At 64.7% G+C, this 24,099-nt stretch carries 16 protein-coding genes; 11 read left to right on the top strand and 5 right to left on the bottom strand.

Annotated elements, in window-relative coordinates; translation table 11 throughout:
- Window positions 1–272 precede the first annotated feature (272 nt).
- Both ACM9HJ_RS22810 and ACM9HJ_RS22805 read left to right on the top strand, forming a co-directional pair.
- Entirely contained in the window at window positions 273–1,949 is a 1,677-nt protein-coding gene (locus tag ACM9HJ_RS22810; RefSeq protein WP_416574071.1) for a DUF262 domain-containing protein, read from the top strand.
- Window positions 1,950–3,158, top strand: coding sequence for a type II toxin-antitoxin system HipA family toxin (locus ACM9HJ_RS22805; protein ID WP_416574070.1), 1,209 nt, complete (start codon window positions 1,950–1,952; stop codon window positions 3,156–3,158).
- An 88-nt stretch (window positions 3,159–3,246) separates the two neighbouring features.
- On the opposite strand, the gene ACM9HJ_RS22800 is transcribed toward ACM9HJ_RS22805, so the two are convergent.
- Both ACM9HJ_RS22800 and ACM9HJ_RS22795 read right to left on the bottom strand, forming a co-directional pair.
- Window positions 3,247–5,205 carry a multicopper oxidase family protein gene (locus tag ACM9HJ_RS22800; protein ID WP_416574069.1) on the bottom strand — a complete coding sequence of 653 codons (1,959 nt, stop codon included), beginning with the start codon at window positions 5,203–5,205 and terminating at the stop codon, window positions 3,247–3,249.
- 95 nt (window positions 5,206–5,300) lie between these two features.
- Window positions 5,301–6,017 (bottom strand): DUF502 domain-containing protein, encoded by a 717-nt coding sequence (locus ACM9HJ_RS22795; RefSeq protein ID WP_416574068.1) that lies wholly within the window; start codon window positions 6,015–6,017, stop codon window positions 5,301–5,303.
- Window positions 6,018–6,125: 108 nt separating this feature from the next.
- Between ACM9HJ_RS22795 and ACM9HJ_RS22790 the strand changes: the two genes are divergently transcribed.
- Window positions 6,126–6,824, top strand: a complete 699-nt coding sequence (locus tag ACM9HJ_RS22790) for a Crp/Fnr family transcriptional regulator (protein WP_416574067.1) — start codon at window positions 6,126–6,128, stop codon at window positions 6,822–6,824.
- 88 nt (window positions 6,825–6,912) lie between these two features.
- Here the strand turns inward: ACM9HJ_RS22790 and ACM9HJ_RS22785 are convergent, their stop codons facing one another.
- A complete protein-coding gene (locus ACM9HJ_RS22785; protein ID WP_416574066.1) occupies window positions 6,913–9,303 on the bottom strand; it encodes a putative bifunctional diguanylate cyclase/phosphodiesterase in 2,391 nt (796 codons plus the stop codon).
- A gap of 307 nt (window positions 9,304–9,610) precedes the next feature.
- On the opposite strand from ACM9HJ_RS22785, the gene ACM9HJ_RS22780 reads away from it, so the two are divergent.
- Complete coding sequence (locus ACM9HJ_RS22780; protein ID WP_416574065.1) at window positions 9,611–11,701, top strand: TonB-dependent receptor; 2,091 nt, start codon at window positions 9,611–9,613, stop codon at window positions 11,699–11,701.
- Here the strand turns inward: ACM9HJ_RS22780 and ACM9HJ_RS22775 are convergent.
- Complete coding sequence (locus tag ACM9HJ_RS22775) at window positions 11,691–12,932, bottom strand: NAD(P)/FAD-dependent oxidoreductase (protein ID WP_416574064.1); 1,242 nt, start codon at window positions 12,930–12,932, stop codon at window positions 11,691–11,693. The two genes, ACM9HJ_RS22780 and ACM9HJ_RS22775, sit on opposite strands and share 11 nt — an antisense overlap.
- Before the next feature lie 165 nt (window positions 12,933–13,097).
- On the opposite strand from ACM9HJ_RS22775, the gene ACM9HJ_RS22770 reads away from it, so the two are divergent.
- The 3 genes from ACM9HJ_RS22770 to ACM9HJ_RS22760 all read left to right on the top strand — a co-directional run bounded on the left by ACM9HJ_RS22770 (window position 13,098) and on the right by ACM9HJ_RS22760 (window position 16,271).
- On the top strand, window positions 13,098–14,297 hold the full coding sequence (locus ACM9HJ_RS22770) for a M24 family metallopeptidase (RefSeq protein ID WP_416574063.1): 1,200 nt from the start codon (window positions 13,098–13,100) through the stop codon (window positions 14,295–14,297).
- Between the two features lie 155 nt (window positions 14,298–14,452).
- Window positions 14,453–15,421: an AAA family ATPase gene (locus ACM9HJ_RS22765; protein ID WP_416574062.1), complete on the top strand. Its 969-nt coding sequence runs from the start codon at window positions 14,453–14,455 to the stop codon at window positions 15,419–15,421.
- A complete protein-coding gene (locus tag ACM9HJ_RS22760; RefSeq protein WP_416574061.1) occupies window positions 15,402–16,271 on the top strand; it encodes a ParB/RepB/Spo0J family partition protein in 870 nt (289 codons plus the stop codon). Before ACM9HJ_RS22765 ends, ACM9HJ_RS22760 begins: the two co-directional genes overlap by 20 nt.
- 78 nt (window positions 16,272–16,349) lie before the next feature.
- Here the strand turns inward: ACM9HJ_RS22760 and ACM9HJ_RS22755 are convergent, their stop codons facing one another.
- Window positions 16,350–17,828 (bottom strand): NAD-dependent succinate-semialdehyde dehydrogenase, encoded by a 1,479-nt coding sequence (locus ACM9HJ_RS22755; RefSeq protein ID WP_416574060.1) that lies wholly within the window; start codon window positions 17,826–17,828, stop codon window positions 16,350–16,352.
- A gap of 456 nt (window positions 17,829–18,284) precedes the next feature.
- Between ACM9HJ_RS22755 and ACM9HJ_RS22750 the strand changes: the two genes are divergently transcribed.
- The 4 genes from ACM9HJ_RS22750 to ACM9HJ_RS22735 all read left to right on the top strand — a co-directional run bounded on the left by ACM9HJ_RS22750 (window position 18,285) and on the right by ACM9HJ_RS22735 (window position 24,039).
- Window positions 18,285–19,448: a type II toxin-antitoxin system HipA family toxin gene (locus ACM9HJ_RS22750; protein WP_416574059.1), complete on the top strand. Its 1,164-nt coding sequence runs from the start codon at window positions 18,285–18,287 to the stop codon at window positions 19,446–19,448.
- Window positions 19,445–20,422 carry a hypothetical protein gene (locus ACM9HJ_RS22745; protein ID WP_416574058.1) on the top strand — a complete coding sequence of 326 codons (978 nt, stop codon included), beginning with the start codon at window positions 19,445–19,447 and terminating at the stop codon, window positions 20,420–20,422. The genes ACM9HJ_RS22750 and ACM9HJ_RS22745 overlap by 4 nt, the downstream gene beginning before the upstream one ends.
- 764 nt (window positions 20,423–21,186) lie before the next feature.
- Entirely contained in the window at window positions 21,187–22,251 is a 1,065-nt protein-coding gene (locus ACM9HJ_RS22740) for a replication initiation protein (protein WP_416574057.1), read from the top strand.
- 141 nt (window positions 22,252–22,392) lie between these two features.
- A complete protein-coding gene (locus ACM9HJ_RS22735) occupies window positions 22,393–24,039 on the top strand; it encodes a M28 family metallopeptidase (protein WP_416574056.1) in 1,647 nt (548 codons plus the stop codon).
- Window positions 24,040–24,099: the final 60 nt, after the last annotated feature.

Raw genomic sequence — 24,099 nt, 5'->3', positions numbered from 1 at the left:
ATGCAGCCCCGTTATTAATGGACGAACCATGACAGATGCCGACGGAAAGTCAGCCTACCCTGCCCGGTCGGCCTTCAGGTGTCGGTTGGTAGCGGAGATGACCCGTATATTGCATGGGTAGCAACTTACGCCAGCCATAGCCAGCTATCCGGCATCGTGGCTATTGTAACCTTGTGAGCTTGTGGATGGTCCATGATTGATGCCGGGAAGATCATTGACCTTATGTTTCCGCGAATTATGCAATCAGGAACGTGCAAGACATAGGTGCGGCAATGGATAAGGGTGCAAGTTTGGAGAGCGAGGCCCGCACGGTCGATGACCATGATTCGATAGCCACCATTGCAATCGAATCCCTGGATCGCCGCCCCGAGGCGCGGACGTTCAAAGTGGAGGATCTGCTGGGGGATTTGAAGCGGGGACGGATGCGCATTCCCTCCTTCCAGCGCGGCTTGCGGTGGGAACGAGATGACGCCGCTAAGCTCCTGGACAGCCTATGGCGCGGCTATCCCATCGGCACTCTGCTGTTCTGGGAAACCAGTGCCGAGGTCGGCGAAGTGACCTTTGGGACTGTTCGGGTAGGGGGCACAGCACGTAGCGATGCCCTATGGGTGGTTGATGGACAGCAACGGCTGATGTCCCTGGCCCGCGTATTATTGGCTCCGTCACCAGACGGAGACAGTTTTGCACTGTATTTTGATTTGGACGAGCGAGTATTCGTCGGCCCCCCTAAGGATCGTGACCAAGACCCATCCCGCTACCTGCCGATGACTGAAGTGCTGGACTCTGAACAACTGATGCAATGGGTCTTTCGGCATACTGTCGATCAGCCAGCGCGGAGAGAGCGGGCGTTTACCGTGGGTAAACGCATTCGTGAATATGAAATCCCTGCCTATCTGGTGCGTACGGAGCAGGAGCAAACCCTGCGAGAGATTTTTGGGCGCACCAACTCCAGTGGCCATCCGCTCAAGCAATCAGAGGTGTTTGACGCCTTGAATGGTGCACGCGGCCGAGCTCGGCCTGCGTCTTTGCGTCAGATCGTTTCTGAATTGGCATCCACGGGGTTCGGCCCGGTGGAGGAAAAACTGTTGTTCCGGCTATTGCGGGTTCTGCAAGGTCGAGATGTGGTTGAGGGTAAGGGGGAGGGACCGCTCCGCCTGAAAGATTCTGACGCTGAACGCGCCTATCAGCAGACGGCGGATGCCGCACGTCGGGTCATCCAGTTCCTTATGGGCGATGTAGGTATTCCCCGTTATGAACTCATGCCTTATAAGCAGCCCTTCGTGCTTTTGGGTAAGTTCTTCCACCTTTATCCCGATCCCGGCACACGGTCCCGGCAACTGCTGGTGCGTTGGGTGTGGCGCGGTGCCCTGACCGGTACCCACCGCGGCGATACAGTCTCCACTCGAAACACCTTAAATCGCATTGACCAAGGGAGAGAAGAGGCTTCTGTCCAGAGCCTGCTGGAACTGGTTAAGGCTCGCCCCGAATCTTTCCCAGACATTCGCGATGCGTTCAATTTTCGTTATGCCACCAGCAAGTTGCTGGCTTTGGCCATGCTGGACCTAAGGCCAAGGGACTTGAATAGTGGCAAGCCAATAGACATTGGTCAGGATGCAGAGGCGGAGCATCAGGATTTTCCCATGCCTTCCATTTTCGCCACGCACGATGCCGCAGCTCTGCGATCTGCCGCCAACCGTTTGATCCACTCTCCTTTTCCGGGGTTGCGCCGGCGGTTGGCTCTGGAGCGTGACCCGGAAGTCCTTGCTTCCCATGGAATCCCCGAAGCTGCGGCGAAGGCTTTACATGACGGGGACGTCAACAGCTTCTTAGGGTTGAGGGCCGACTTTCTGCAGCGCCATTGCGCGTCATTCTTCGCCCGGCATGCGCGTTGGGAGGAGAGCGACCGCCCCTCCATCGAAGCACTTCTGGCCGAGGACGAGGACATGTGAATGGCCAAGGTTCTTTCCGTTCTGCTCGGTGATCTGCCCGTGGGCCGGCTCGCTCTCAGTGCCAGCGACGGCAGCGATTTCCGTCTCCTGGAATCCTATAAACGCGCCTACCCCAGACCGGTGCTGGGGCAGATTTTCCTGGACGATCCCGACAAGATTTGGAGCACCCGCGCTCGGGTGCCGCCTTGGTTCTCCAACCTACTTCCGGAAGGCGCTCTGCGCGAGTTGATCGCTAAACAGGCTGGCGTACCCGCCACGCGTGAATTCTTCTTGTTGCGTCACCTCGGTGAGGATTTGCCTGGTGCAGTGCGTATCGTCCTGGATGAATCCGAGATGGAGTTGCCGGACGTTGAGGAAGAACTCGCGGAGGCTGCTGGTGGCGGGAACGCTGACACCTGGCATTTTTCCCTGGCGGGAGTGCAACTGAAGTTCTCTGCCCGCCGCTCTGATCGTGGCGTGACGATCCCGGCCACTGGCCGTGGCGGCGACTGGATCGTCAAATTGCCCGATGCCCGGTTCCGCGATGTCCCACGAACCGAATATGCGACGATGCGATGGGCTGAGGCTAGCGACATCACTATTCCCGAAATAGCCCTTGTGCCCATCGCTGACATGACGGGCTTGCCATTGTCATATAATGATTTCATTGAAACCCAAGCTCTGGCGATCCGCCGTTTCGACCGTCCTACTCCCGACACGCGGGTTCATATGGAGGATTTCGCCCAGATTCTTGGCCTGTATCCAGAAGAGAAATATGACAGGTATAACTACGAAAGCTTGGCGAGATTGATCGGGGCTTTGGGGATGGAAGACGATCTCGCCGAGTACGTACGCCGCCTTGTGTTCATGATTGCATCTGGAAACGGCGATATGCACCACAAGAACTGGAGCATGATCTATCCAGATGGTGTCAAAGCGGCGCTTTCTCCTGCCTATGATTTAGTCTCTACCATCCAATACCAGCCGAATGATACGTTGGCGTTGAATTTTGGAGGGTCGAAACGATGGGAAGACGTGACCGATGAGACCTTTCGGCGCATGGCCCGCAAGATCGGCGTCAAAGACGGCCTTATGGTGTCGTGGGTGAACGAGGCGCGGATTGCTATCCTGGACGCTTGGCAAAACAATCAAAATGATTTCGGATATGACGCTCAGGCTCGGGAAAACATTGAACGCCATTTAGCCCGAGTTCCACTGCTACGTCATTGATGGTGCTTGGAAGACGGAACGACCAGCACGCTCTCCGATTGAAAAGCCGCCGGGGTGAACCCCGGCGGCCTTGATCCCTACGCCCCTCTCAATGATGCCCCTCCGGCATCGGCTTGCCATCCGCGCCCGGCAGCACGATCTGCACATTCTGCATCATGCCCTGGTCCTCATGGTCCAGGATGTGGCAGTGCAGGACGAACTCGCCGATATAGCGGTTGTACCGTGTGCGCACCGTGATCACGGCGTTGGGATCGGTGATCAGCGTATCCTTCCACGTCCCCTTCATGCCGTCATAGATGCCGCCCACCCATTCCTGCTTGGTGCGCTTGTCGATGATCGACACCACTTCGAACGGGTTCACATGGATGTGGAACGGGTGGTTCACGAAGTCGGACTTCAGTATCCATTGCTGGGCCGTGCCCAGGACCAGGGTCTGGTTGATCACCTTCGGATCATATTCATTGCCATTGACCGTGAACTGGGTCGGCGTGACCTTGGTGTTGATGTTGAAGGTGATATCCACATCCTTCTGACCCCACTTCTTGATCTCCTCGTTGGTGATCGTCCTGTGGGGCACGTACTGCGTCAGTTTCAGGCCGTCGGCTAGGTCGCTGCGGACCTTGTCCCCGATATCCCTGGGCAGGGAGCTGCTGCCCTGGAGCAGCTTCTGGCTGACGAACGCCGTGCTGTCCGCCACCTTCTCCGTCCCCACCGCGTCGATGAAGCCGATGATCTTGGCATTGTCGGTGCCGGCCACCGGGTCCTTGCCGTCGCTGTCATCATAGACGCAGTAACGCCCGGCTTCGGGCAGCACGAACAGGATGTCGCTGCGGTAACCCGGCTGCAGGTTGTTCACCTCCTTCTTGAACACGGCCGGCCGGGTCAGGCCGTCGGTCGCCACCTCGTACTGGCTGACATCCTTGCCGGTACAGGCGCGCAGCACCTCGTTCGTCTCATCCTTGGCGGATTTCAGCAGCGTGGCCAGCTTGGCGACATCGCCGACCTTGCGGATGCGCAGGTTGATCGTCTCTTCCACCCCGGCATGGATCAGGCGCCAGCGGTAAAGCTGACCCGGCCTGGCCTGCATCTGCGGGCGGACGGTGCCGTTGAACATGGTGAAACGGCCGCTCTGGCTCCAGGCCTTGGGATCGAACTGCGCCTTGAAATTCTCCACCTTGCCGATCTGCCCGTCCTTGCAGATCCAGTGGCCGGCGGCATCCTTCTCGATATTGCCCTTGTCGTCGAAACAGGCGTACGGGATCTGCTGGATCAGCATCACCTGCGACGCCGCGTCGGCATTGGTGGTCACCGATTTCAGCAGCGTGTCCAGGTCGCCATGCGACACCAGGGTGGGCGGGCGCTTGCCCTCGATCACCAGGGCGCCGGCCATGCCGCTGCCCACCTGCATGGAAGTCGATCCATGCTTGTGCGGGTGGTACCAGAAGGTGCCGGCGGGATGATCCTCCGGCACATTGTATTCGTACTGGAAATCCACCGTCGGTTCGATATTCAGCAGCACATTGTCGCTGTTGCCGGTCGGCGACACCCACAGGCCGTGGCTGTGCAGGTTGGTGTTGTTGGGGCAATGCGGCGCGTTGGTGTCGTATGGCTTGCCCGTGCTCGGATCGATATTGCAGGTCGGTTCCAGCGGCAGCCGGTTCATCAGGCTGATGCGCACCGTCTGGCCCGGTTCCATCAGGATGGTGGGCGCCAGGAACCGGTCGCCGTAGGAGCGCAGGCGCACCTTGTCATCCTTGCCCGTGGCCGGGTTGTAGATGGTGCCATCGGTATAATGGATCAGCAGCGGCAGGTGGATCTCGCGGCCCTGCTGGATCGCCGCCGACAGGGCACCGGGGCTCAACAGGTTCTCGCCGCGCGGCTTCTCGTCATTGCCTTGCTGCTGCTGCGGCTGTTCCACCGGCTTCAGCACGTCGGGCGCCTTCAGCAGGCGCGGCGGCTCCGCCGACACCGACCCGCAGGCGGTCAGCAGCAGGCTGGCGCCCAGCAATGCGCCACCACGGCAGCGCCAATTCCGGTTGCGTCCCATCCCCATCCCCTCTCTCTATCCTGGGTGCGGATGGTACTATGACCAAACATTTGTGACGGTCGCAACCGCAATCATTGAGAGAAGATATTTCTGATTTATACGCGCGGAGCGTCCAGGGCTTCCGCAGCATCCCCCGGCACGACCAGCCCGCCGGACACCACCATCTTCAACCCATCCTCCACGCTCATCCGCAGCGGCTTCACCGACGCCCGTGGCACGAAGATCAGATAGCCGGAGGTGGGGTTGGGCGTGGTGGGGACGAAGACATTGACCATGTCATCGGCCGCCTCCCCGGCCAGCACCCTGGCCACCTCGCCCCGCGCGGCCCCGGTGACAAACGCGATGGACCAGGCGCCGGGATGGGGGAACTGCACCAGCACCACCTCGCGGAACGCGTCCGACTTCTGGGCCAGCAGGGTTTCGAATATCTGCTTGGTGGCGGAATAGATGCCGCGCAGCACCGGCATGCGGCCCACCACCGCCTCGCCGAGTCGCACCATCAGGCTGCCCACCATGCCGGCCGACACCATGCCGACCAGGATCAGGAAGACCAGCAGCAGCAGCAATCCCAGGCCCGGCAGGGTGAAGGGCAGCAGCTGGTCCGGGTGGAAGGATTGCGGCAACACATTATCGACCAGCCGGTCCACCCCATCCACCACCAGCCAGGCGAGATAAAGGGTGATGGAAATCGGTGCGGTGACCAGGATGCCGGTGAACAGATAGGCCTTCAGCCGCGCCGCCAGCGTCAAATGCAGGCCCGCGAACAGCGCCAGTCCCCGTCGCTTCCCGCCCCCATCCGTGCCGCCCATCATGCACCCCCGTCACCGTCGCTGGAAAAACAATGGCATAACCGTAGCGGTTTGCAGCGGGCGGGCCTAGATATACATTCCATTAACGACCACCCACCCCGGATGGAAGACGTGAGCGACGCCCATAACGCCAATCTCGACCGGATCGACCTGTTGCAGAGCCTGACGGCGGAGGAGCGGGTGTCCATCGCCCGCCAATGCAGCTGGCGGCATTTCCATCCCCAGGAACAGATTGTCGACCGCTCGTCCGACAGCCGCGATGTCTGCCTGATCGTGGAAGGCCGGGTGCGGGTGGTGAATTATTCCCTGTCGGGCCGGGAGATCACCTTTGATGATATCGAGGCCGGGGGATACCTGGGGGAATTGTCGGCCATCGATGGCGGCCCGCGCTCGGCCAGCATCGTGGCGCTGACCGAAACGCTGGTGGCCTTCATGTCGCCGCGCCTGTTCCTGGAAACGGCGACCCGCCATCAGGGGGTGGCCGCCAAGGTCATGCACCGGCTGACCCAGATCGTGCGCACCTCCACCGGCCGCATCATGGACCTGTCGACGCTTGGCGCCAACAACCGCGTCCATGCCGAACTGCTGCGCCTGGCCAAGGCCGGGTTGCGCCCCGACGGCAAGGCCGACATCACCCCCATCCCCATCCATTCCGACATCGCGTCGCGCGTGTCCACCACGCGCGAGACCGTGGCCCGCGTGATGAGCGACCTGTCCCGCGACAATATCGTCATCCGCCAGGGCAACAGCCTGTTCGTGCCGGATTTCGAACGGCTGGAGGAGATGGTGGAGGAAGTAAGGGGGGATTGAGGGGGCGTCCAACCCACCCCTCGTCATCCCGGCGCAAGCCGGGATGACGGTATAAGGCCGGGATGACGGATTTATTGTGGCTCGATCCCTACCCCCGCCCCGCCATGAACCCCGCCAGCGCCGCCGCCTCCATCGGCCGGCCGAAATGCCAGCCCTGGCCGATGTCGCAGCCGATCTCCGTCAAGATCTCGGCGATGGCCGCATTCTCCACGCCTTCCGCGACCACCTCCATCTCCAGGTCATGGGCGAGATTGATGACGGCGCCCACGATATGGCGGGACCGGCGGCTGTCGGCCAGGTCGCGGATGAAGCCCTGGTCGATCTTGATCAGGTCGGCCGGCAGGTGCTTCAGATAGGAGAGCGAGGCATAGCCGGCGCCGAAATCATCGATCGCCACCTTCACCCCCGCCGCCCGCAGATGCGCCAGCACGCCGGCCGTGCGGTCCAGGTTCTCCATCACCGCCGTCTCCGTCACCTCGATCTCCAGCCGGCCGGGCGGGATGCCGGCATCGCGCACAATGTCCAGCAACCCGTCTAGCCAGACCGGATCGGCCAGTTCCTTGACCGAGGCATTGATGGAAATCACCGCATCGCGCGGCAGGCAAAGCCGGCCGTCGGACATCTGCTCCAGCGTGCGCCGCGTCACCAGCCGGTCGATATCCCCCACCAGCCCCAGACGTTCCGCTACCGGAATGAATATTGCCGGGCCGGGACCGGGCGTACCGTCAGCCCGGCGCCAGCGCACCAGCGTCTCCACCCCGCGCACGGACCCGTCCTTCAGGCGCACCTGCGGCTGGAACACGGGGTACAGCAGGCCGGCGGCCATGGCGCCCGGCAGCTCCGCCGCCACTTCCGTCCGTTCCCGGATGGCGCGGGACACATGGTCGTCATAGGTGAAGACGGGGCTGGCGCGATGTTCGGCCGTCTGCGCCGCCCAGCTGCCGCCGGCATCCTGGGCCAGGACCAGCGCCTCCCGCCCGCCGAACAGCTGGGCCTGCGGCATCACCACGAAATGCACGTCGGGCAGCATGGACAGTCCGCCCAGATCCACCCCGTCATGGAACGACGCCGCCAGCGCGTTGGTCAGATAGAGCGGCGCCTCCCCGCCCGGCGATGACACGGCATAGGCCAGTTGCCGCCGGGTCAGCCGGGCCGTCAGTTCGCAATCGCTCAGCAGCGCCTGGATGCGCCGATGCACGGCGCCCATCACCGGTGTTTCCACCTGCGGACCGAAGGTGACGGCCAGATCGTCCAGATTGCGGACATGGGCCAGCAGCACCCAGAACTCGGCACCAGCGCCCAGCATATCCTCCAGCCCCGTCTCCCACGACCGGCGGTTCAGGATATCCAGGTCGGGATCGCGATGGGCCAGGCGGTGCATCTCGATCTCCGCCTGCCGGTCCGCCGTCACGTCGCGGATCAGGGCGGTGAAATGCAGGCCCGAGGGCAGTTCCAGCCGCCCCACCGACAGCCAGGCCAGGAAGGTGGACCCGTCGGCCCGTTTCGCCACCACCTCCCGTCCCTTGCCGATGACACGGGCATGGCCCGTCTCGATATAGCTGGTCACATAGGTGACATGGCGGGCGGCGTCCGCCTCGTTCATCAGCATGGCGACGGACTGGCCCAGCATGGCGCCCACCGGATGGCCGAACAGGTCGGCGGCGGCGCGGTTGGCCTGCAGGATCGTGCCCTGGGCATCGATGGTGACGATGCCATCCACGGCCGTGTCCAGGATCGACTGCAATTCCCGCTCCCGCCGGCGCAGCGACGACAGGGCGTTGTTCAGCACCAGGGTGAAATCGCGCAGTTCCCGGATGCCGGTACCGGGCAGGGCGATGGGCTCGTCCGTGGCGCCGGCCCTTGCCACGCGGGCGGCCAGCACCCTGACCGGCCGCACGATCAGCCGCACCGACAGGAAAACCAGCAGCGCCACCAGCACCAGCAGCACGATCCCCAGCCGCAGCCCCTGGTTCAGCAGGTCGGTACGGGCCATCGCCATGGCCTGGTCGATGCGCCGGACCAGCAGCAGGTGCCCACCATTTTCACCTGTCAGCGCCCAGCAGCCGGCAACCAGCCGGTCACCATCGGCAATCACCAGCCCGTCGCCGCAGTCCCCGTCCGCCACGGCCAGCCGCAATTCCGCCGGCACCGGCCCCAGCCCGGCCAGGGCCATGTGGCGCAGGCCCTCATCACTGGCGAAGGTGATATGGCCGGCCGGATCGGTCAGCACCACCAGATCGGCGCGCGACCGCAGGCCGGCACGGGCGACGGCCCCTTCATCCGGTTCATCCGTCCCGCCGATCCGGTCGGCCATTTCCGACGCGGTGACGGCCCCGGCCTGGGCAAAGGCCAGCCGCTCCCGTTCCCGCACCTCCGCCATCAGGCCGGGATAAAGGAACAGCCAGCCGGCAAGGGCGATGACCAGCACCCCCAGCAAGGGTGGGAACAGCATCAGCACCAGAAGGGATGGATGACGCATGGCCGGTCCCTCACCGTACCGTGTGGCAAGCGGCGGCCATGGCTGCGAAATATTTCATCCCCTTCCCCCCGGCAGGTGCCTGGACGCAACCAGGACCTGTATGAATAGTACAACCGCGCGCGGCGAAGCAGAAGCGCCTTCACGTTCAGGCCGATGGATTATCCCTTCGCGACAGGGGGTTAGCCCCGATGCCGCGACCCGTCCCGCCATCACCCGGTGGACGGCCGTTGCCCACGCATCGGCATGGATGGTAGGTGGAAGCGCCCTTTCCGCCGGAACCCTGGTTTTGCTGACCGGAGACGCGTTGATGCTTGCCACCCGCCACCTTTCCGCCCGCCTGCTGGCCGGTGCCGCGCTGCTGGTCGCGGGCACGGCCGCCGCCCAGGATGCCGGCCCGCAAACCCAGGTGGCGGAGATCATCGTGACCGGGCGGCGCGACGGGGTGCCGGCCTATGAGCGCGCCTATGGTCCCACCGTGCTGGATGCCGCGACCCTGGCCACCGCCCCGCAGCGCCGGTTGGACGAGGCGTTGCGCGCCGTGCCGGGCTTCGGCCTGTTCCGCCGTTCCGGTTCACGCACCGCCAACCCGACGACACAGGGCGTCAGTCTGCGCGGCATCGGGCCCAACGGCGCCGGCCGCACCCTGGTGCTGGTGGATGGGGTACCGGTGAACGACCCGTTCGGCGGCTGGGTCTATTGGTCGCGCCTGCCCACCGCATCGGCGGAAAGTGTCACCATCACCCGTGGCGGTGGCGCCGGCCCCTGGGGCAATTCGGCGCTCGCCGGCACCATCCGGATTGAGACGAAGCAGCGCGACGGCGTCGACATGGAACTGGCCGGCGGCGGCGACGGCACCTGGATGAGCCAGGCCGCCGTGGGCGGCAGCGCCGATGGCTGGCATATGGGCCTGTCGGGCAGCGCCTTCCGTACCGACGGGGTGATGCTGGTGGAGAAATCCCGGCGCGGCCCCATCGATATCAAGGCCGATAGCGACGCCTATGCCGTCGATGGCGTGCTGGCCACGATGATCGGCGGCGTGTCGGCCACGGCCAAACTGTCGGGCTTCAAGGAAAGCCGTGGCAACGGCACCCCCTATACCAACAATGAAACCGACGCGACGGAGGCCAGCCTGCGCCTGGTCGGTGACGCCGGCAAGGTCGGGTGGGAGGCGGTGGCCTATTGGCGCGACTGGTCCTTTGCCAGCACCTTTTCCGGCGTGAACGCCACCCGCACCGCCGAAACCCCGTCGCTGGACCAGTATGACGTGCCGGCCAATGCTAAGGGCGGCATCCTGCAGATCTCCTTCACCCCCGCCACGGGCCACGAGACCGATATCGGCGCCGATCTGCGCGTGACGGACGGGCGGACGAAGGAACGCTTCACCTACACCGCCGGCCGCTATACCCGCCTGCGCGATGCCGGTGGCGAACAGCAGGTGGGCGGGGTCTTCATCGAGCATGCCTGGACCGGTGTGCCGGGTCTGACACTGTCGGCCGGCGGCCGCCTGGATGGCTGGCGCAACAAGGACGGCCATCGGCTGGAGACCGACAGCGCCACCGGCGCCGTGGTCCGCAACGACCAGTTCGCGACGCGCGACGGCACGGTGGCCAATGGCCGCGCCGGCATCGACTGGCAGGCCAACGACGTTCTCGGCCTGCGAGCCGCCGCCTATACCGGCTTCCGCTTGCCCACCCTGAATGAGCTGTATCGTCCATTCCGGGTAGGCAATGATATAACTGAAGCCAATGCCGATTTGCAGCCGGAACGGATGCGCGGCATGGAAGGCGGCATCCGTCTGACGCCCGGCGCCGGGGTCACGGCCAGCGCCACCCTGTTCCATGTGCGGCTGAAGAACGCCGTGGACAATGTCGTGATCCAGACGACGACCGGCACCAATACCGAACTGGGTGTGTTCGTGCCGGCCGGCGGCAGCCTGGCGCAGCGCCGGGGCCTGGACCGGGTCACGGTCAAGGGGGCGGAACTGGAACTGGCCTGGCAGGTGGCCCAGACGCTGCGCCTTGGCGCATCCTATCTCTACAGCGACAGCGAAATCACCGATCCCGGCAGCATCGCCGCCCTGCGCGGCAACCAGCTGGGCCAGTCGCCGCGCCATTCCGGCACGATCGATGCCACCTGGATGCCGATCCCGTCCCTGACGCTGCGCGCCCAGATCCGGGCCGCCGGCAAACAGTTCGAGGATAGCCGCAACCTGGGCACGCTGGACGCCTACATTGTGGGCGACCTCTATGCGGCGTGGAAGGTCGACACCAACCTGGAATTCTACGCCACGGCGGAGAATGTCACGGGCGCGCGGGTGGAAACCGGCCGGCGCAGCGACGGGCTGACCAATATCGGGCCGGAGCGGCAATGGCTGGCGGGGCTGCGGATCAGGCTGTAGCGCCGAACCGTTCCACCGAAAAGGCCCCCGGCCCCCTGCCCTGCCCCGTCGCCAGCCCGGCCACGATCTCCGCCGTTACCGGCCCCAGGGTCAGGCCCAGATGCTGGTGCCCGAAGGCATAGAGCAGGTTGGCGGCCATGCCCGACCGTCCGATGGCGGGCAGGTAATCGGGCAGGGTCGGCCGGCACCCGACCCATTCCGCCCCCGGCAGGGCAAACGGCAGGCTCAGGTCGCGGATACGGCCGCGCAGCCGCTCCCATTTGCCGGCGTCGGGCGGGCTGTCCTGGTGGCTGAACTCTACGAAGCTGGAGGCGCGCAGATAGTCGCGGAACCGCGTCACGATCAGCGCCCGATCCTCGAACACCAGCGGCGGCAGGCCGGCCGGCCAGGTTCCGACCTCCGCCTGCAGATGATATCCCCGCTCCGCGATCATCGGCACCACATGCCCCACGCTTTCCATCAGCGTCCGGCTGGCCACGCCCGCCGCCACGATGACGCCCTCGGGCTTCAGCTCCCCGCCGCCTTCCAGCGCCACCACGGCCCGTCCGCCGGCCACGGGCAGCCCGGCGGCCCGCCCGCGCAGCAGCACCCCGCCACGCCCCAGGAACCGGTCGCGCATGGCATCGAACAGCAGGTCGTGCCCGGCGATATGGCCGCTGCCCACGCAGCGCACCGCCCCCGCCGGCACCCGGCCCAGCAGGGCGGCCAGTGCGGCCCCCTCCCCCGGCTCCAACGCCCGGAAGCGCGCCGTGCCATGGTCGCCCGCCTGCAGCCGCCGCATCCCCCGCGCCGCACTGCCGGCAGTGTCCCAGATCACATAATGCCCGTCGCGGATCAGCAGGTCCGGCCGCGCCAGCCCCGCCACCAGCCGCTCCCAGGCGGGCATGGCATCGGCCATCAGCCCCTTCAGCGCCAGCTTGCCGGCCGCGAACCGGTCGGGCCGCGACGCCAGCGCCAGCCGCACCCCGAAGGGCAGCCAGTGCCCGACATCGCGCAGCGGCAGTGACAGCGCATCGTCGCGGGCCAGCAGCCGCGCCGGCACGCCGAACAGGGTGGCGGGGCTGGCCAGCGGTTCCACCTGTTCCACCGCGATATGGCCGGCATTGCCCCATGACGCGGGCCTGACCGAAGGCCCCTCATCCAACAGGGAGACGGATAGGCCACGATCCTGCAACGCGAGCGCGGTACAGAAACCCAGCACACCCCCGCCCACCACCAGCATTCCGCGCATCACGCCACTCCCTTCCTTCTCCGTCTATTATACGGTATACGATCCTCGGCGCAACGCGGGACTGACCAACCGGACAGCTGCACAGGCTTGCCCTTCCCGATTATGCTTTCGCCCAACAAGGGGCGGCGCGGACACGCCGCCCCCTTTACCTGTCAGGAGCGTCTTATGAGCATCGGTGGATCGACGGCAGCGGCCGAACTGGCTTCCCTTTCGGCTATCGACCACAGCAAGGCCCGCCCGCCCGCCATCCAGCCGGCCGAACATGTCGAGCGGCTGGAAAAGGCCGCCCGGCTGGCATCCGACCTGGGGGCTGGCGCCCTGCTGATCGGCGCCGGGGCCAGCCTGCGCTATTTCACCGGCGTGCCGTGGGGCGCCACCGAACGGCTGGTCGCCCTGCTGCTGCGCCGTGGCCGTCGCCCAGCGATGATCTGCCCGGCCTTCGAACTGGGGTCGCTGCGGGAAGTGCTCGCCATCGATGCCGACATCCTGTTGTGGGAAGAGGATGAGAGCCCGGCCGAACTGCTGGCCAGTGCGGTGTCCGGGTATCAGACCCTGGCGCTCGACCCGGCCGCCCCGTTCCTGCTCTACGCCCATCTGCGCGACGCCGCCCCCACCTTGAAGGTGGTGGACGCCACGCCCGTCGTCGATGGCTGCCGTGGCCGCAAATCCGCCACCGAGCTGGCCTTGCTGTCCTATGCCAAGGGCCTGACCCTGGACATCCACCGCCGCGCAGCCGCCATCCTGCGCCCCGGCATAAAAGCCAGCGAGGTCAAACGCTTCATCGACCAGGCACACCGCGCCGTGGGCGCCGACAATGGCTCCACCTTCTGCGCGGTGCAGTTCGGGCTGGCCACCGCCTTCCCGCACGGCCTGCCCGGCGACCAGGAACTGGCCGAAGGCGATATCGTCCTGGTCGATACCGGCTGCCAGATTTCCGGCTACCATTCCGACATCACCCGCACCTATGTCTATGGCGAACCCAGCGCCGAACATCGCCGCATCTGGGCCATCGAGCATGAGGCCCAGGCCGCCGCCTTCGCCGCCGCCCGCCCGGGCGAGACCTGCGAAAGCGTCGATTACGCCGCCCGCGCCGTGCTGGAACGAAACGGCCTGGGCCCCGACTACAAGCTCCCCGGCCTGCCCCACCGCACCGGCCACGGCATCGGCCTGCAGATCCATGAAGGCCCCTATCTGGTGCGTGGCGACAGGAATGTGCTGGCGCCCGGCATGTGCTTCTCCAACGAACCGATGATCGTCATCCCCGGCGCTTTCGGCATCCGTCTTGAGGACCATATGTTCATCACCGAGACGGGGGCGGAATGGTTCACGCAGCCATCGCCGTCGATCGACAAGCCGTTCGGGTGAGGGCACCAGAAATCAGGCAAAGCATCAAAAATAGGGTTGTGCAACGTTGCACAACCCTATTTTTGATGCTTAAAGGTTGACACTCAACCGTCAACATCGTTGACAACTCCCCTGCCCTGCCCCCAATTGATCCCGTGACAAAGGGAGATTGGGTCATGTCCGGCGATGCCCTGAAGGCGTTCCGCAAGCGCAAGGAACTGACGCAGGAGGCCTGCGCGCGGCACCTGAACGAGGCTTTGGGCCGTTCCTATGACAAGGCGCGGATCAGCCGCTGGGAAGGGGGCAAGGAACCTGTTCCCGATGCCGTCCTGCGTCTGATCGGCGTCGGCGCCCGGCCGGGACAGGCCCGCGTCATCGCCTGTTCCAACCAGAAGGGCGGGGTGGGCAAATCCGCCACATCCGTCAACCTAGCCGCCTGTTTCGCCCGCCTGGGCTTCCGCGTGCTGCTGGTCGATGCAGACCCGCAGGCCAGCGCCACGGCCATGGTCGGCTGCGACATCATCGAGCTGGAGGAGAAGGGCGCCACCCTGCATGCCGTGCTGGTCGATGACCGGCCCGTGGCCGACACGATCATCAGGCTGAAAAGCTTCGACGTGCTGCCGTCCGGCGTGGCCCTGGCCGAATTTGACAGTGCCGCCGGCCTGGTCGGCCGCGAAACCCGCCTGAAGGCGGCGCTGGCGGAGGTGACGGGGGATTACGACTGGATCCTGATCGACACGCCGCCCAACCTGGGCTCCATGACCATCAACGCGCTGAACGCCGCCGACCATGTGCTGATCCCCGTGGCCACGCGCCCCGTCGATCTGCTGGGCATTCCGCTGCTGTTGAAGACCATCGGCCGCGTGCGCCGCTTCACCAACCATGACCTGACGGTGCTGGGCGTGCTGCCCACCATGTATACCGACCGCCAGACCGTGGACCGGGAGGTGCTGGCCGACCTGCGCGAGCGTTTCACCGGACAGTCCGACCTGGGCCGCGTCTTCGCGCCGGTACGGATGAGCACCGGCATCAACCAGGCCGCCTATAACAATGTCATCGCGGTGGAGGCCCTGCCGCAGGACCACCCGGTACAGGCCTATATGCAATTGGCAAAGGAGATCGCCGGTGAAGCTGCAGAAGGGTAAGTCCGCCTTCGGCCGGGCCATGGACGATGTCGCCGCGCGCGGCGACGGCTCGCTGATCTCCCGCGAATTCCCCCGCCTGATCGAGGTGGAACGGGCCCATGTCCATCCGCGCGCCGACCAGCCGCGCCGCCATTTCGATGAGGATGCGCTGCGCCAGCTGGCCGACAGCATCGACAAGCAGGGCCTGCTGCAACCCATCCTGGTCCGCGCCATCGCCGACCGGAGGGGGGAGTACGAGATCGTCGCCGGCGAGCGCCGCTGGCGCGCCCTCGGCCTGCTCGGCCGTCCCACCATCCACGCCATCGTCACCAATGGCCACGCGGAAGAAATCGCACTCGTCGAGAACCTGCAGCGCGTCGACCTGTCGCCGCTGGAGGAAGCCAGCGGCATCCAGGCCCTGATGGAACGCCACGCCTATACCCAGGAGGCCGCCGCCGGCGCCCTGGGCTGGAGCCGCACCCAGGTCAATCGCGTCCTGAAACTGCTGACCCTGCCGGAGCCGGTGCTGGCCGAATGTGCAACGTTGCACCTGTCGCGCAACGCCATGGTGGAACTGGCATTGGCGAGCGGGGAGGGGGAGCGCGAGCATCTCCTGTCGCTGCTGCGCCGTGGCGCCTCGGTCAAGGCCTTGCGTGAGGCGCGGGCGGCCGGGGCAGGGCAGGGGACCCCGGTCCCCATGAAGCAGCCCGATCCGGCCGCCCCCACCGCCAAGGTCCTGTCGGGTGCCGTGGCCCGCCTGGAACCCCTGGTGACCCGCTTCGCGGCCTCACCCCAGCCGCTGAGCGACCCGCAGCGCCAGCAGCTGGAACGGCTGCGCGGAGAGATCGACCGGATTCTCTCAAGCCATTGATATGAAATAAAAATGGCCCGCTCCTGTTTGCAGGAGCGGGCCATCTGATTTCCCATACCCGGCCGGGCAGGGGGGACCTCAGCCCCCCACGGCCATGGAGATGTATTTCACCTCCAGATACTCATCCAACCCGATGCTGCTGCCCTCGCGCCCCAGCCCGGACTGTTTGACGCCGCCGAACGGCGCCACCTCGGTGGAGATCAGCCCCTCGTTCACGCCGACCATGCCGCTCTCCAGCCCCTCTGCCACGCGCCAGATCCGGCCCATGTCGCGGCTGTAGAAATAGGCGGCCAGCCCGAACTCGGTATCGTTGGCCAGCCGCAGCACCTCCTCCTCACCCTTGAAGCGCTGGATGGCGGCGACGGGCCCGAAAATCTCCTCATGCGCGATGCGCATCTCACCGGTAATGCCAGTCAGCACCGTGGGCTCATAGAAGCAGCCACCCAGCGCATGGCGCTTGCCGCCCGTGACCAGCGTGGCGCCCTTCTCCAGGGCATCGGCCACCAGTTCTTCCACCTTCTCCACCGCGGCCAGATTGATCAGCGGCCCCTGGTTGACGCCCTTCTCCACCCCGTTGCCGACCCGCAGCTTTTTTACTTCCTCGGTCAGTCGCGCCACGAAGGCATCATGGATGCCATCCTCCACGAACACCCGGTTGGCGCAGACGCAGGTCTGGCCGGAATTGCGGTACTTGGATGCCATGGCCCCGGTGACCGCCGGCCCCAGATCGGCATCGTCGAACACGATGAACGGCGCATTGCCGCCCAGTTCCAGCGACAGGCGCTTCACCGTCTCCGCACTCTGCGCCATCAGCAGGCGGCCGACACGGGTGGAGCCGGTGAAGCTGATCTTGCGCACGATGGGCGAGGCGGTCAGCGCCCCGCCGATCGCCACCGGATCGCCGGTGACGATATTGATCACGCCCGCCGGAATGCCCGCCCGCTCCGCCAGCACGGCCAGCGCCAGGGCCGACAGCGGTGTGGCCTCCGCCGGCTTCAGCACCACCGTACAGCCCGCCGCGAGCGCCGGGCCCAGTTTGCGGGTGATCATGGCGTTGGGGAAGTTCCAGGGCGTGATGGCCCCGACCACGCCCACCGCCTGCTTGATGGCGAACAGGCGCGATCCCGCCTTGTGCGTCGGGATCACATCGCCATAGGCGCGGCGCCCTTCCTCGGCAAACCAGCTGATGAAGCTGGCGCCATACACGATCTCGCCCTTGGCTTCCGCCAGCGACTTGCCCTGTTCCAGGGTCAGCAGCAGGGCCAGATCATCGGCAGCCGCAAGCATCAGATCGTTCCAGCGCTCCAGCAGCTTGGCCCGCTCCTGCGCCGTCTTGGCCCGCCAGGCGGGCAGGGCTTCATTGGCGGCCAGGATGGCACGCGCCGTCTCCGCAGCACCCATCTTCGGCACATATGCCAGCACCTCGCCCGTGGCGGGGTTCTTCACGGGGAACGTCTCCCCGCTGTCCGCACCCAGCCAGACGCCACCCACCACGCACCGGTCGCGCAGCAGATCGGCATCGGAAAGCCCCAGCGGGCGCAGCGTTTCGGCAACCATCTCACACCTTCCACAATAGGGTCCGGCGGGGTGGCCCCCCGCATCATCATGGCAACAAAGCTGGGCATGCGAACCCGCCCGGCCAAGCATCGCGGCGATCATGGCGGAAATGCCCCTTTTGCGGAACGGCAAGCTTGTCGGGAGACAATTGCCTGTTCACCTGCCGGTCAGCCGTCGGCGGAGGCAGCAGGGCACACAGTTCGGCTATTTCCGGACATCCTCCGGTCCCGGCCGGCCGACACAGTCAGTTTTTCCTTACCACCAGACGCATCAACCCGCGCATTATCCAGATTTGTAAGTTATTATTTACCTAATTATCCAAATTCCACATAAAGTAACATATTAATGACTTTTCCTTACCTATACCTCAACCAGAACCTTATACCTTACCAAATGATACAAAATCCGACTATTATGGGCCCCGTGTAACGTATCCATGACCAGCAGGAGGGTCGGTTGCGCACGGCACAGGTTCTGTTCAGGGGACAAAGGGCCGGCCTGCTGTCGGAAACGGCGGCGGGGGGCAGCCGCTTTGTCTATGACACCGGCTGGACGCAGGATATCGGCTGCGGTCTGCCGGTGTCAGCAGGAGAACATGGCTGGTCCGTCGGCCTGCACCCGTTCTTCCAGCATCTGGGGGCGGAGGGCTGGCTGCGCGAACGCCAGGCCCGCGCCGGCCGGATCGAGGATCAGGATGATTTCGGCCTGCTGCTGCGCTATGGCGGCGATTGCATCGGGGCGGTGTCGGTGCTGCCCACCGATCCAGCCGCCCAACCGGCTGCAGACCCGGCCTGGTCCGACGAAGCCCCCCCCGGCCACACCATCAGCGGGGTACAGCGCAAGCTGCTGGCCTTCCAAAATGCCAAGCACTTCCACCCCGCCACCATCGACAGCCCGGCCACCCATATCGCCAAGTTCAATCACGCCAGCAATGACAGCCTGGTGCGCAACGAATTCCTCAGCCTGTCATTGGCTGCCCATATCCTGGGCGCCGATCAGGTGACGGGTTTCCGCAACAGCTTCGTGGAAGGGTATGAGGAGCCGTGCCTGCTCGTCACCCGCTTCGACCGTACCGGTGACGGTGCCAAGCTGCGGATGGAGGATTTCGCCCAGATCCTGGCCCGCCCGCGCGGCAACGATTATCGCGGCAAATATGCGGGCAGTTATGAGGAGGTGGCCGATGCCATCACCCGCCATTCCGCCCGCCCGGTGATCGATCTCAACCGGTTCTTCCGCCAGCTGGTGATATCGGTCCTGATCGGCAATGCCGACGCGCATCTGAAGAATTTCTCGCTGCTGGAAACACCCGCCGGGATGCGCCTGTCCCCCGCCTATGACCTGTTGAACACGCTGCACTATGGTGGAAGCTACGACCGGCGCACGGCCCTGACCCTGTGCGGCGCCCACCAACCGTTGGACCGGATCGACGCTGCCCTGCTGCTGGATTTCGCCGAAGCCATCGGCCTGCCGGACCGCGCCGCCCGCCGGGCACTGCGTGACCTGGCCACCCGCGCCGCCGCCAGCCCGAAACTGGTTCCACCGGCCGGGGAGGGGGTCGACGGCTTCGTCCACCGATATGCCGACATCGTCCACGCCGCCTGTGCACGGGTAACCCCATGATCCAGCCCCTCGACTGGCCGCAACTGGTGGCCGAAACCATCCGCCGCCGCAAGCAGGAAGGCCTGACCCAGCAGGCCCATGCCGACCTGGCCGGGGTCAGCAAGCCGGTGATCATCGCCTTCGACAAGGGCGAGACGACCCTGTCGCTGGGAAGGGCGCTTTCCATCCTGAATGTGGTGGGGCTGGTGCAGGAGGGGCCTGCCCCAGGCAGCCATGCGGCCTTTATTGCGGCGGCGCGGGCACGCTGGCAGGAATTGATCGCGCCGTTGCCGCCTGATGCTCCTGCACGGCATTCGCTGGGGGGATATCAGGTGGATTACGAGATCAGAGGGGACTTACAGAAAGTTGGTGAAAAGGAACTGCTACCGCTTCTGCCGCAACTGACTGTACGGCTCACAGGCTGGGGCTCGTTCTGGGCGCCGACCAGGGACGGTATTTCGCCGCAAATCCTTGCAGACGGCATTATTGAATGTTGGATAGGGCGCCTTGGGGAGAAATTATTCCTGAATGAGCCAGCCTATACCGACTTCTGGCGCATTTCTTCCGCCGGTCAAGCCTTTCTGGAGCGGGGATTCAAGGAGGATGACTCCGACACCCCGGCTCCGGGCCGGGTTTTTGATATTCAGCTTCCGATATGGCGGCTGACGGAAGCACTGCTGCATGCCCGAAACCTTGCTGAGAACTTGACCAAAGGACAGGCGGAGATTCACTTCTCGGCTCGATATCGCGGCTTGGCGTTTAGAGAGTTGATTTCCTGGGGCGGTACTGGCTCATCCATGCCGCCAGGAACTTATCGCAGTCTCGCCGATACGGTTGATCTGTCAGTCACAGCCTCAATCACCCAAATCGTGCAGAATCTCCCCGACGTTATCCATGAACTGGTGACGCCACTCTATGAGCGATTCGACGGCTTCCGCGTGCCCAAGGAACTGGTGGACCGGGAGGTAGCGGACTTGTTGCGTCGAGTATCCTGACGACACCATTGCCTTCATGGCACTCCCGATATAGGATTAATTTCCGATTATCGAGGTGCAGATGATGCCTATTGTCCTTCCCATTCTATGCACCACCATTTTACTCCCGCTGCGCGACGTTGCGCAGCCTCGGAGTCGCCCTGGCCAAAACTCCGAATCCGCTACCCTGGCGAAATCTCCGAATTACCTCCCCCCCTGGCGCCAACTCCGAATCGTTGCCTCTGAGACCCGCGGATTTGCTGGGAGTCGCGGTGGGCTGGCCAAAACTCCGAATGGGGTGATGCACCATGGATAATCTGTTGCATGATGTTGCACATGAGCGGCTGCTGGCCGCCAGACGCCCTGGCAAAATCTCCGAACGGCGGGAATATGCCGGCCTCCGATTCGTGAAAGGAAAGTGGCGCCGAGGTGCCATTCGACCTCGCAACACCCTGTTTCAGCACCAGAACCCTGGCGAAACCTCCGAATGTGGTCCGCTGCCCACGGTAATCCGCGCCATCCCAGACCCTGGCGAAATCTCCGAATCCCTTGAAATTCCAGCCTTTCCTGAAGTTCCTAAGATTCCTAGTAAGATTCCTAAGGGCCAAATCACCCAATCATTCCAACCGTTTACACCCCCCTTTCCGGAGGTTTCGCCAGCCCTATCGGGAGGTTTCGCCAGCCCTGAAGGGGAGTTTTGGCCAGCCCCGAACCGGAGTTTTGGCCAGGGGGAGGGTGGGGAATTCGGAGTTGCCGGCCCCCAACCTCCGACCTACACTCCGCCCATGGCAGCGAAACCACCCAGCCCCGGCCCGGCCGCCCGTAAGACCCCCCTCACCCTGGTGAAGGCCACGGGGGCGGTGGAGATCAAGGCCGATGCCGACCTGACCTTGGCCGACCGCCGCCTGTTCAACCATCTGCTGGCCCATGCTTACGAAAGCCTGGGCAAGGTGGAAAGCCATTCGATCGAGCTTGCCTCCATCCGCCGCTTCGCGGCGGAGGTGCGCGACGGCACGGCCGACGTCAACAATACAAGGCTTAAGGCCAGCATCGAGACTTTGCAGAAGGTTCTCTGCCAGTTCAACTATCTGCGCTCCGACGGCACGGCCGGCTGGGAAAGCTCGCAATTGCTGGGCCCCTGCCGGATCGAGGGCGGGACGCTGACCTACACGTTCCACAATTGGGTGTCGGAGCGGCTGCGCGAGCCGGCGCTTTATTCCTATCTGTCGCTGCGCATCATCTACGAGTTCGAGAGCAAGTACGCCCTGACGCTCTACGAGGTGCTGAAGCGCTATTCCGACCGCAACGCCGCCGAGCCCTACTGGCAGACCAAGGTGGACGAGCTGCGCGGCATCCTGGGCTGCATGGACAAGCTGAAGGACTGGAAGGACCTGCGCAAATACGCGCTCGATCCGGCGCTGGAGGAGATCGGGCGGCTGGGCGAGTTCATGGCTACCCTGCATGAGATCCGCCAGGGCGGCGGGCGCGGCGGCGGGCGCGTGGTCGGCTGCGTCTTCCGCATCCATCGCAAGAATGCCGAGGATGTGGAGCGCGCGGCCAAGGAGATGGCCAAGCCCAAAACCCAGCGCCGTGGCGAGCGTCTGGCGGCACGCGAGGATGGTGTCTTCGCCGCCAAGGCCGATGCCGCGCTGCGTTTCCTGGAAGGGGCGGAAGTTTCCAAACGCCTGGACTGGGCGAAACGCGCCGAACAGCTGGGCATGACTTTGCCACCGGCGGCCAGTGCCAAGGAAAACCTGAAGAAATGGGTGCCGGCCCTGGCCGAGGTGATCGTGGAGGAGGAGCGGCTGCGCGTCCGCAGCACCCGCGCGCCAACGGTCGGGGAGGGGTGACCCGTTTCCGGCGGCGCCCCGCCATGCGGCCGAATTGGCCCCATCCGCGCCGCGATTTTAGGCACTGCTGCTTAACCAGTTGGTAAGGTTTCCCGTCTCTGTTATGGATCGTATACGAAATCCAGGGAGCTTCAATCGGACATGAAGTATCTACTGCTGGCCACGGCCGCTCTTTCCTCCACGCTGGCCTTCGCGGCCGAACCGCAATTCGATGTGAAGCGCGTATCCGACGATATCCGCGTCATGTCGGCCGATGATTTCCAGGGCCGTGGGCCCGCGACGGTGGGGGAGACCAAGACGGTCGCCTTCCTGATCGAGAAGATGACGGCGGCCGGGCTGGAACCCGGCGGTACCATCGGGGCCGATGGCAAGCGCGGCTGGACCCAGGATGTGCCGCTGCGCATGTCCGACATCGTGGGCAAGCCCGACCTGTCGCTGACCTATGGCGGCAAGACACATGCCCTGACCCAGGCCAAGGACATCGCGGTGCGCGCCGCCCTGACCGGCCAGGACAGCGTCACCATCAAGGATGCGCCGCTGCTGTTCGTCGGTTACGGCATCAAGGCGCCGGAACGCGGCTGGGATGATTTCAAGGGCCAGGACGTCAAGGGCAAGATCCTGGTCGTCCTGATCAACGACCCCGATTTCGAGGGGCCGGAGGGCAAGTTCGGCGGCAAGGCCATGACCTATTACGGCCGCTGGACCTACAAGTATGAAGAGGCGGCCCGCCTGGGTGCCGCCGGCGTGCTGATCGTGCATGAGACCGCGCCGGCCTCCTATGGCTGGGCGACGGTGGCCAGCTCCAACCCCAACACGATGTTCGACATCGTGCGCACCGATCCCAAATCGGCCCACACCGCCTTTGAAAGCTGGATCCAGCGCGACGTCGCCGTCGATCTGTTCAAGGCCGCCGGTCTGGATTTCGAAAAGCTGCGGGCCGATGCGCGCAAGGCCGATTTCCAGCCCGTGCCGCTGAAGGCCACCCTGTCGGCCGATTACAAGGTGAAGACCGAGGTCATCACCTCCAAGAACGTGCTGGGTCGCATCACCGGCACCAAGTATCCGGATGAGACGGTGGTCTATTCGGCGCACTGGGATCATATCGGCGTCGGCCAGCCCGACGCCAATGGCGACAATATCTTCAACGGTGCCTTGGACAATGCCTCGGGCACGGCGACCCTGCTGGAACTGGGCCGTGCCTTCAAGGCGGCGGGTCCGGCCGAACGCTCGGTGCTGTTCCTGGCGGTGACGGCGGAGGAAAAGGGCCTGCTGGGCTCGACCTACTACGCTTCCAACCCGGTCTATCCGCTGGGCAAGACGGTGGGCGTCATCAACATGGATGGCACCATCGGCCCCGGCCCCGCCAAGGATTTCACCATTTCCGGCACGGCCAAGCTGGGCCTGCTCGATCTGCTGATCGAAGAGGGCAAGAAGGTCGGCCGTACCTATACGCCCGATCCGCGCGTGGAAGCCGGCGGCTTCTTCCGCTCCGACCATTTCCCCATGGCCAAGGCCGGCGTGCCCGCCATCTCCTTCGGCGGCGGCCTGGATCTGGTGGATGGCGGCGTGAAGGCCGGCAAGGCCTGGCGCGATGCCTATGTGAAGGACAAGTACCACCAGCCCGACGATGAATGGTCGGCGGACTGGAACCTGGAAGGCGCCAAGCTGGATATGGGCCTGCTCTATGGCCTGGGCCGCCGTCTGGCCGACGGCCGCGACTGGCCCAACTGGAGCCAGGACAGCGAATTCCGCGCGGCGCGCGACGCGAGCGCGGCGGAGCGGAAGTAAGTGATCTGTTGTTTCCGCCCTCTCCCGTGAAGCGGGAGAGGGCGGAAGTACCCCCTGACA

Source organism: Niveispirillum sp. KHB5.9, from assembly GCF_048066115.1.
Classification (GTDB): Bacteria; Pseudomonadota; Alphaproteobacteria; order Azospirillales; family Azospirillaceae; genus Niveispirillum.
The sequence above is the reverse complement of the archived record's forward strand: the minus strand, read 5'-3'. Positions and strand labels throughout refer to the sequence as shown.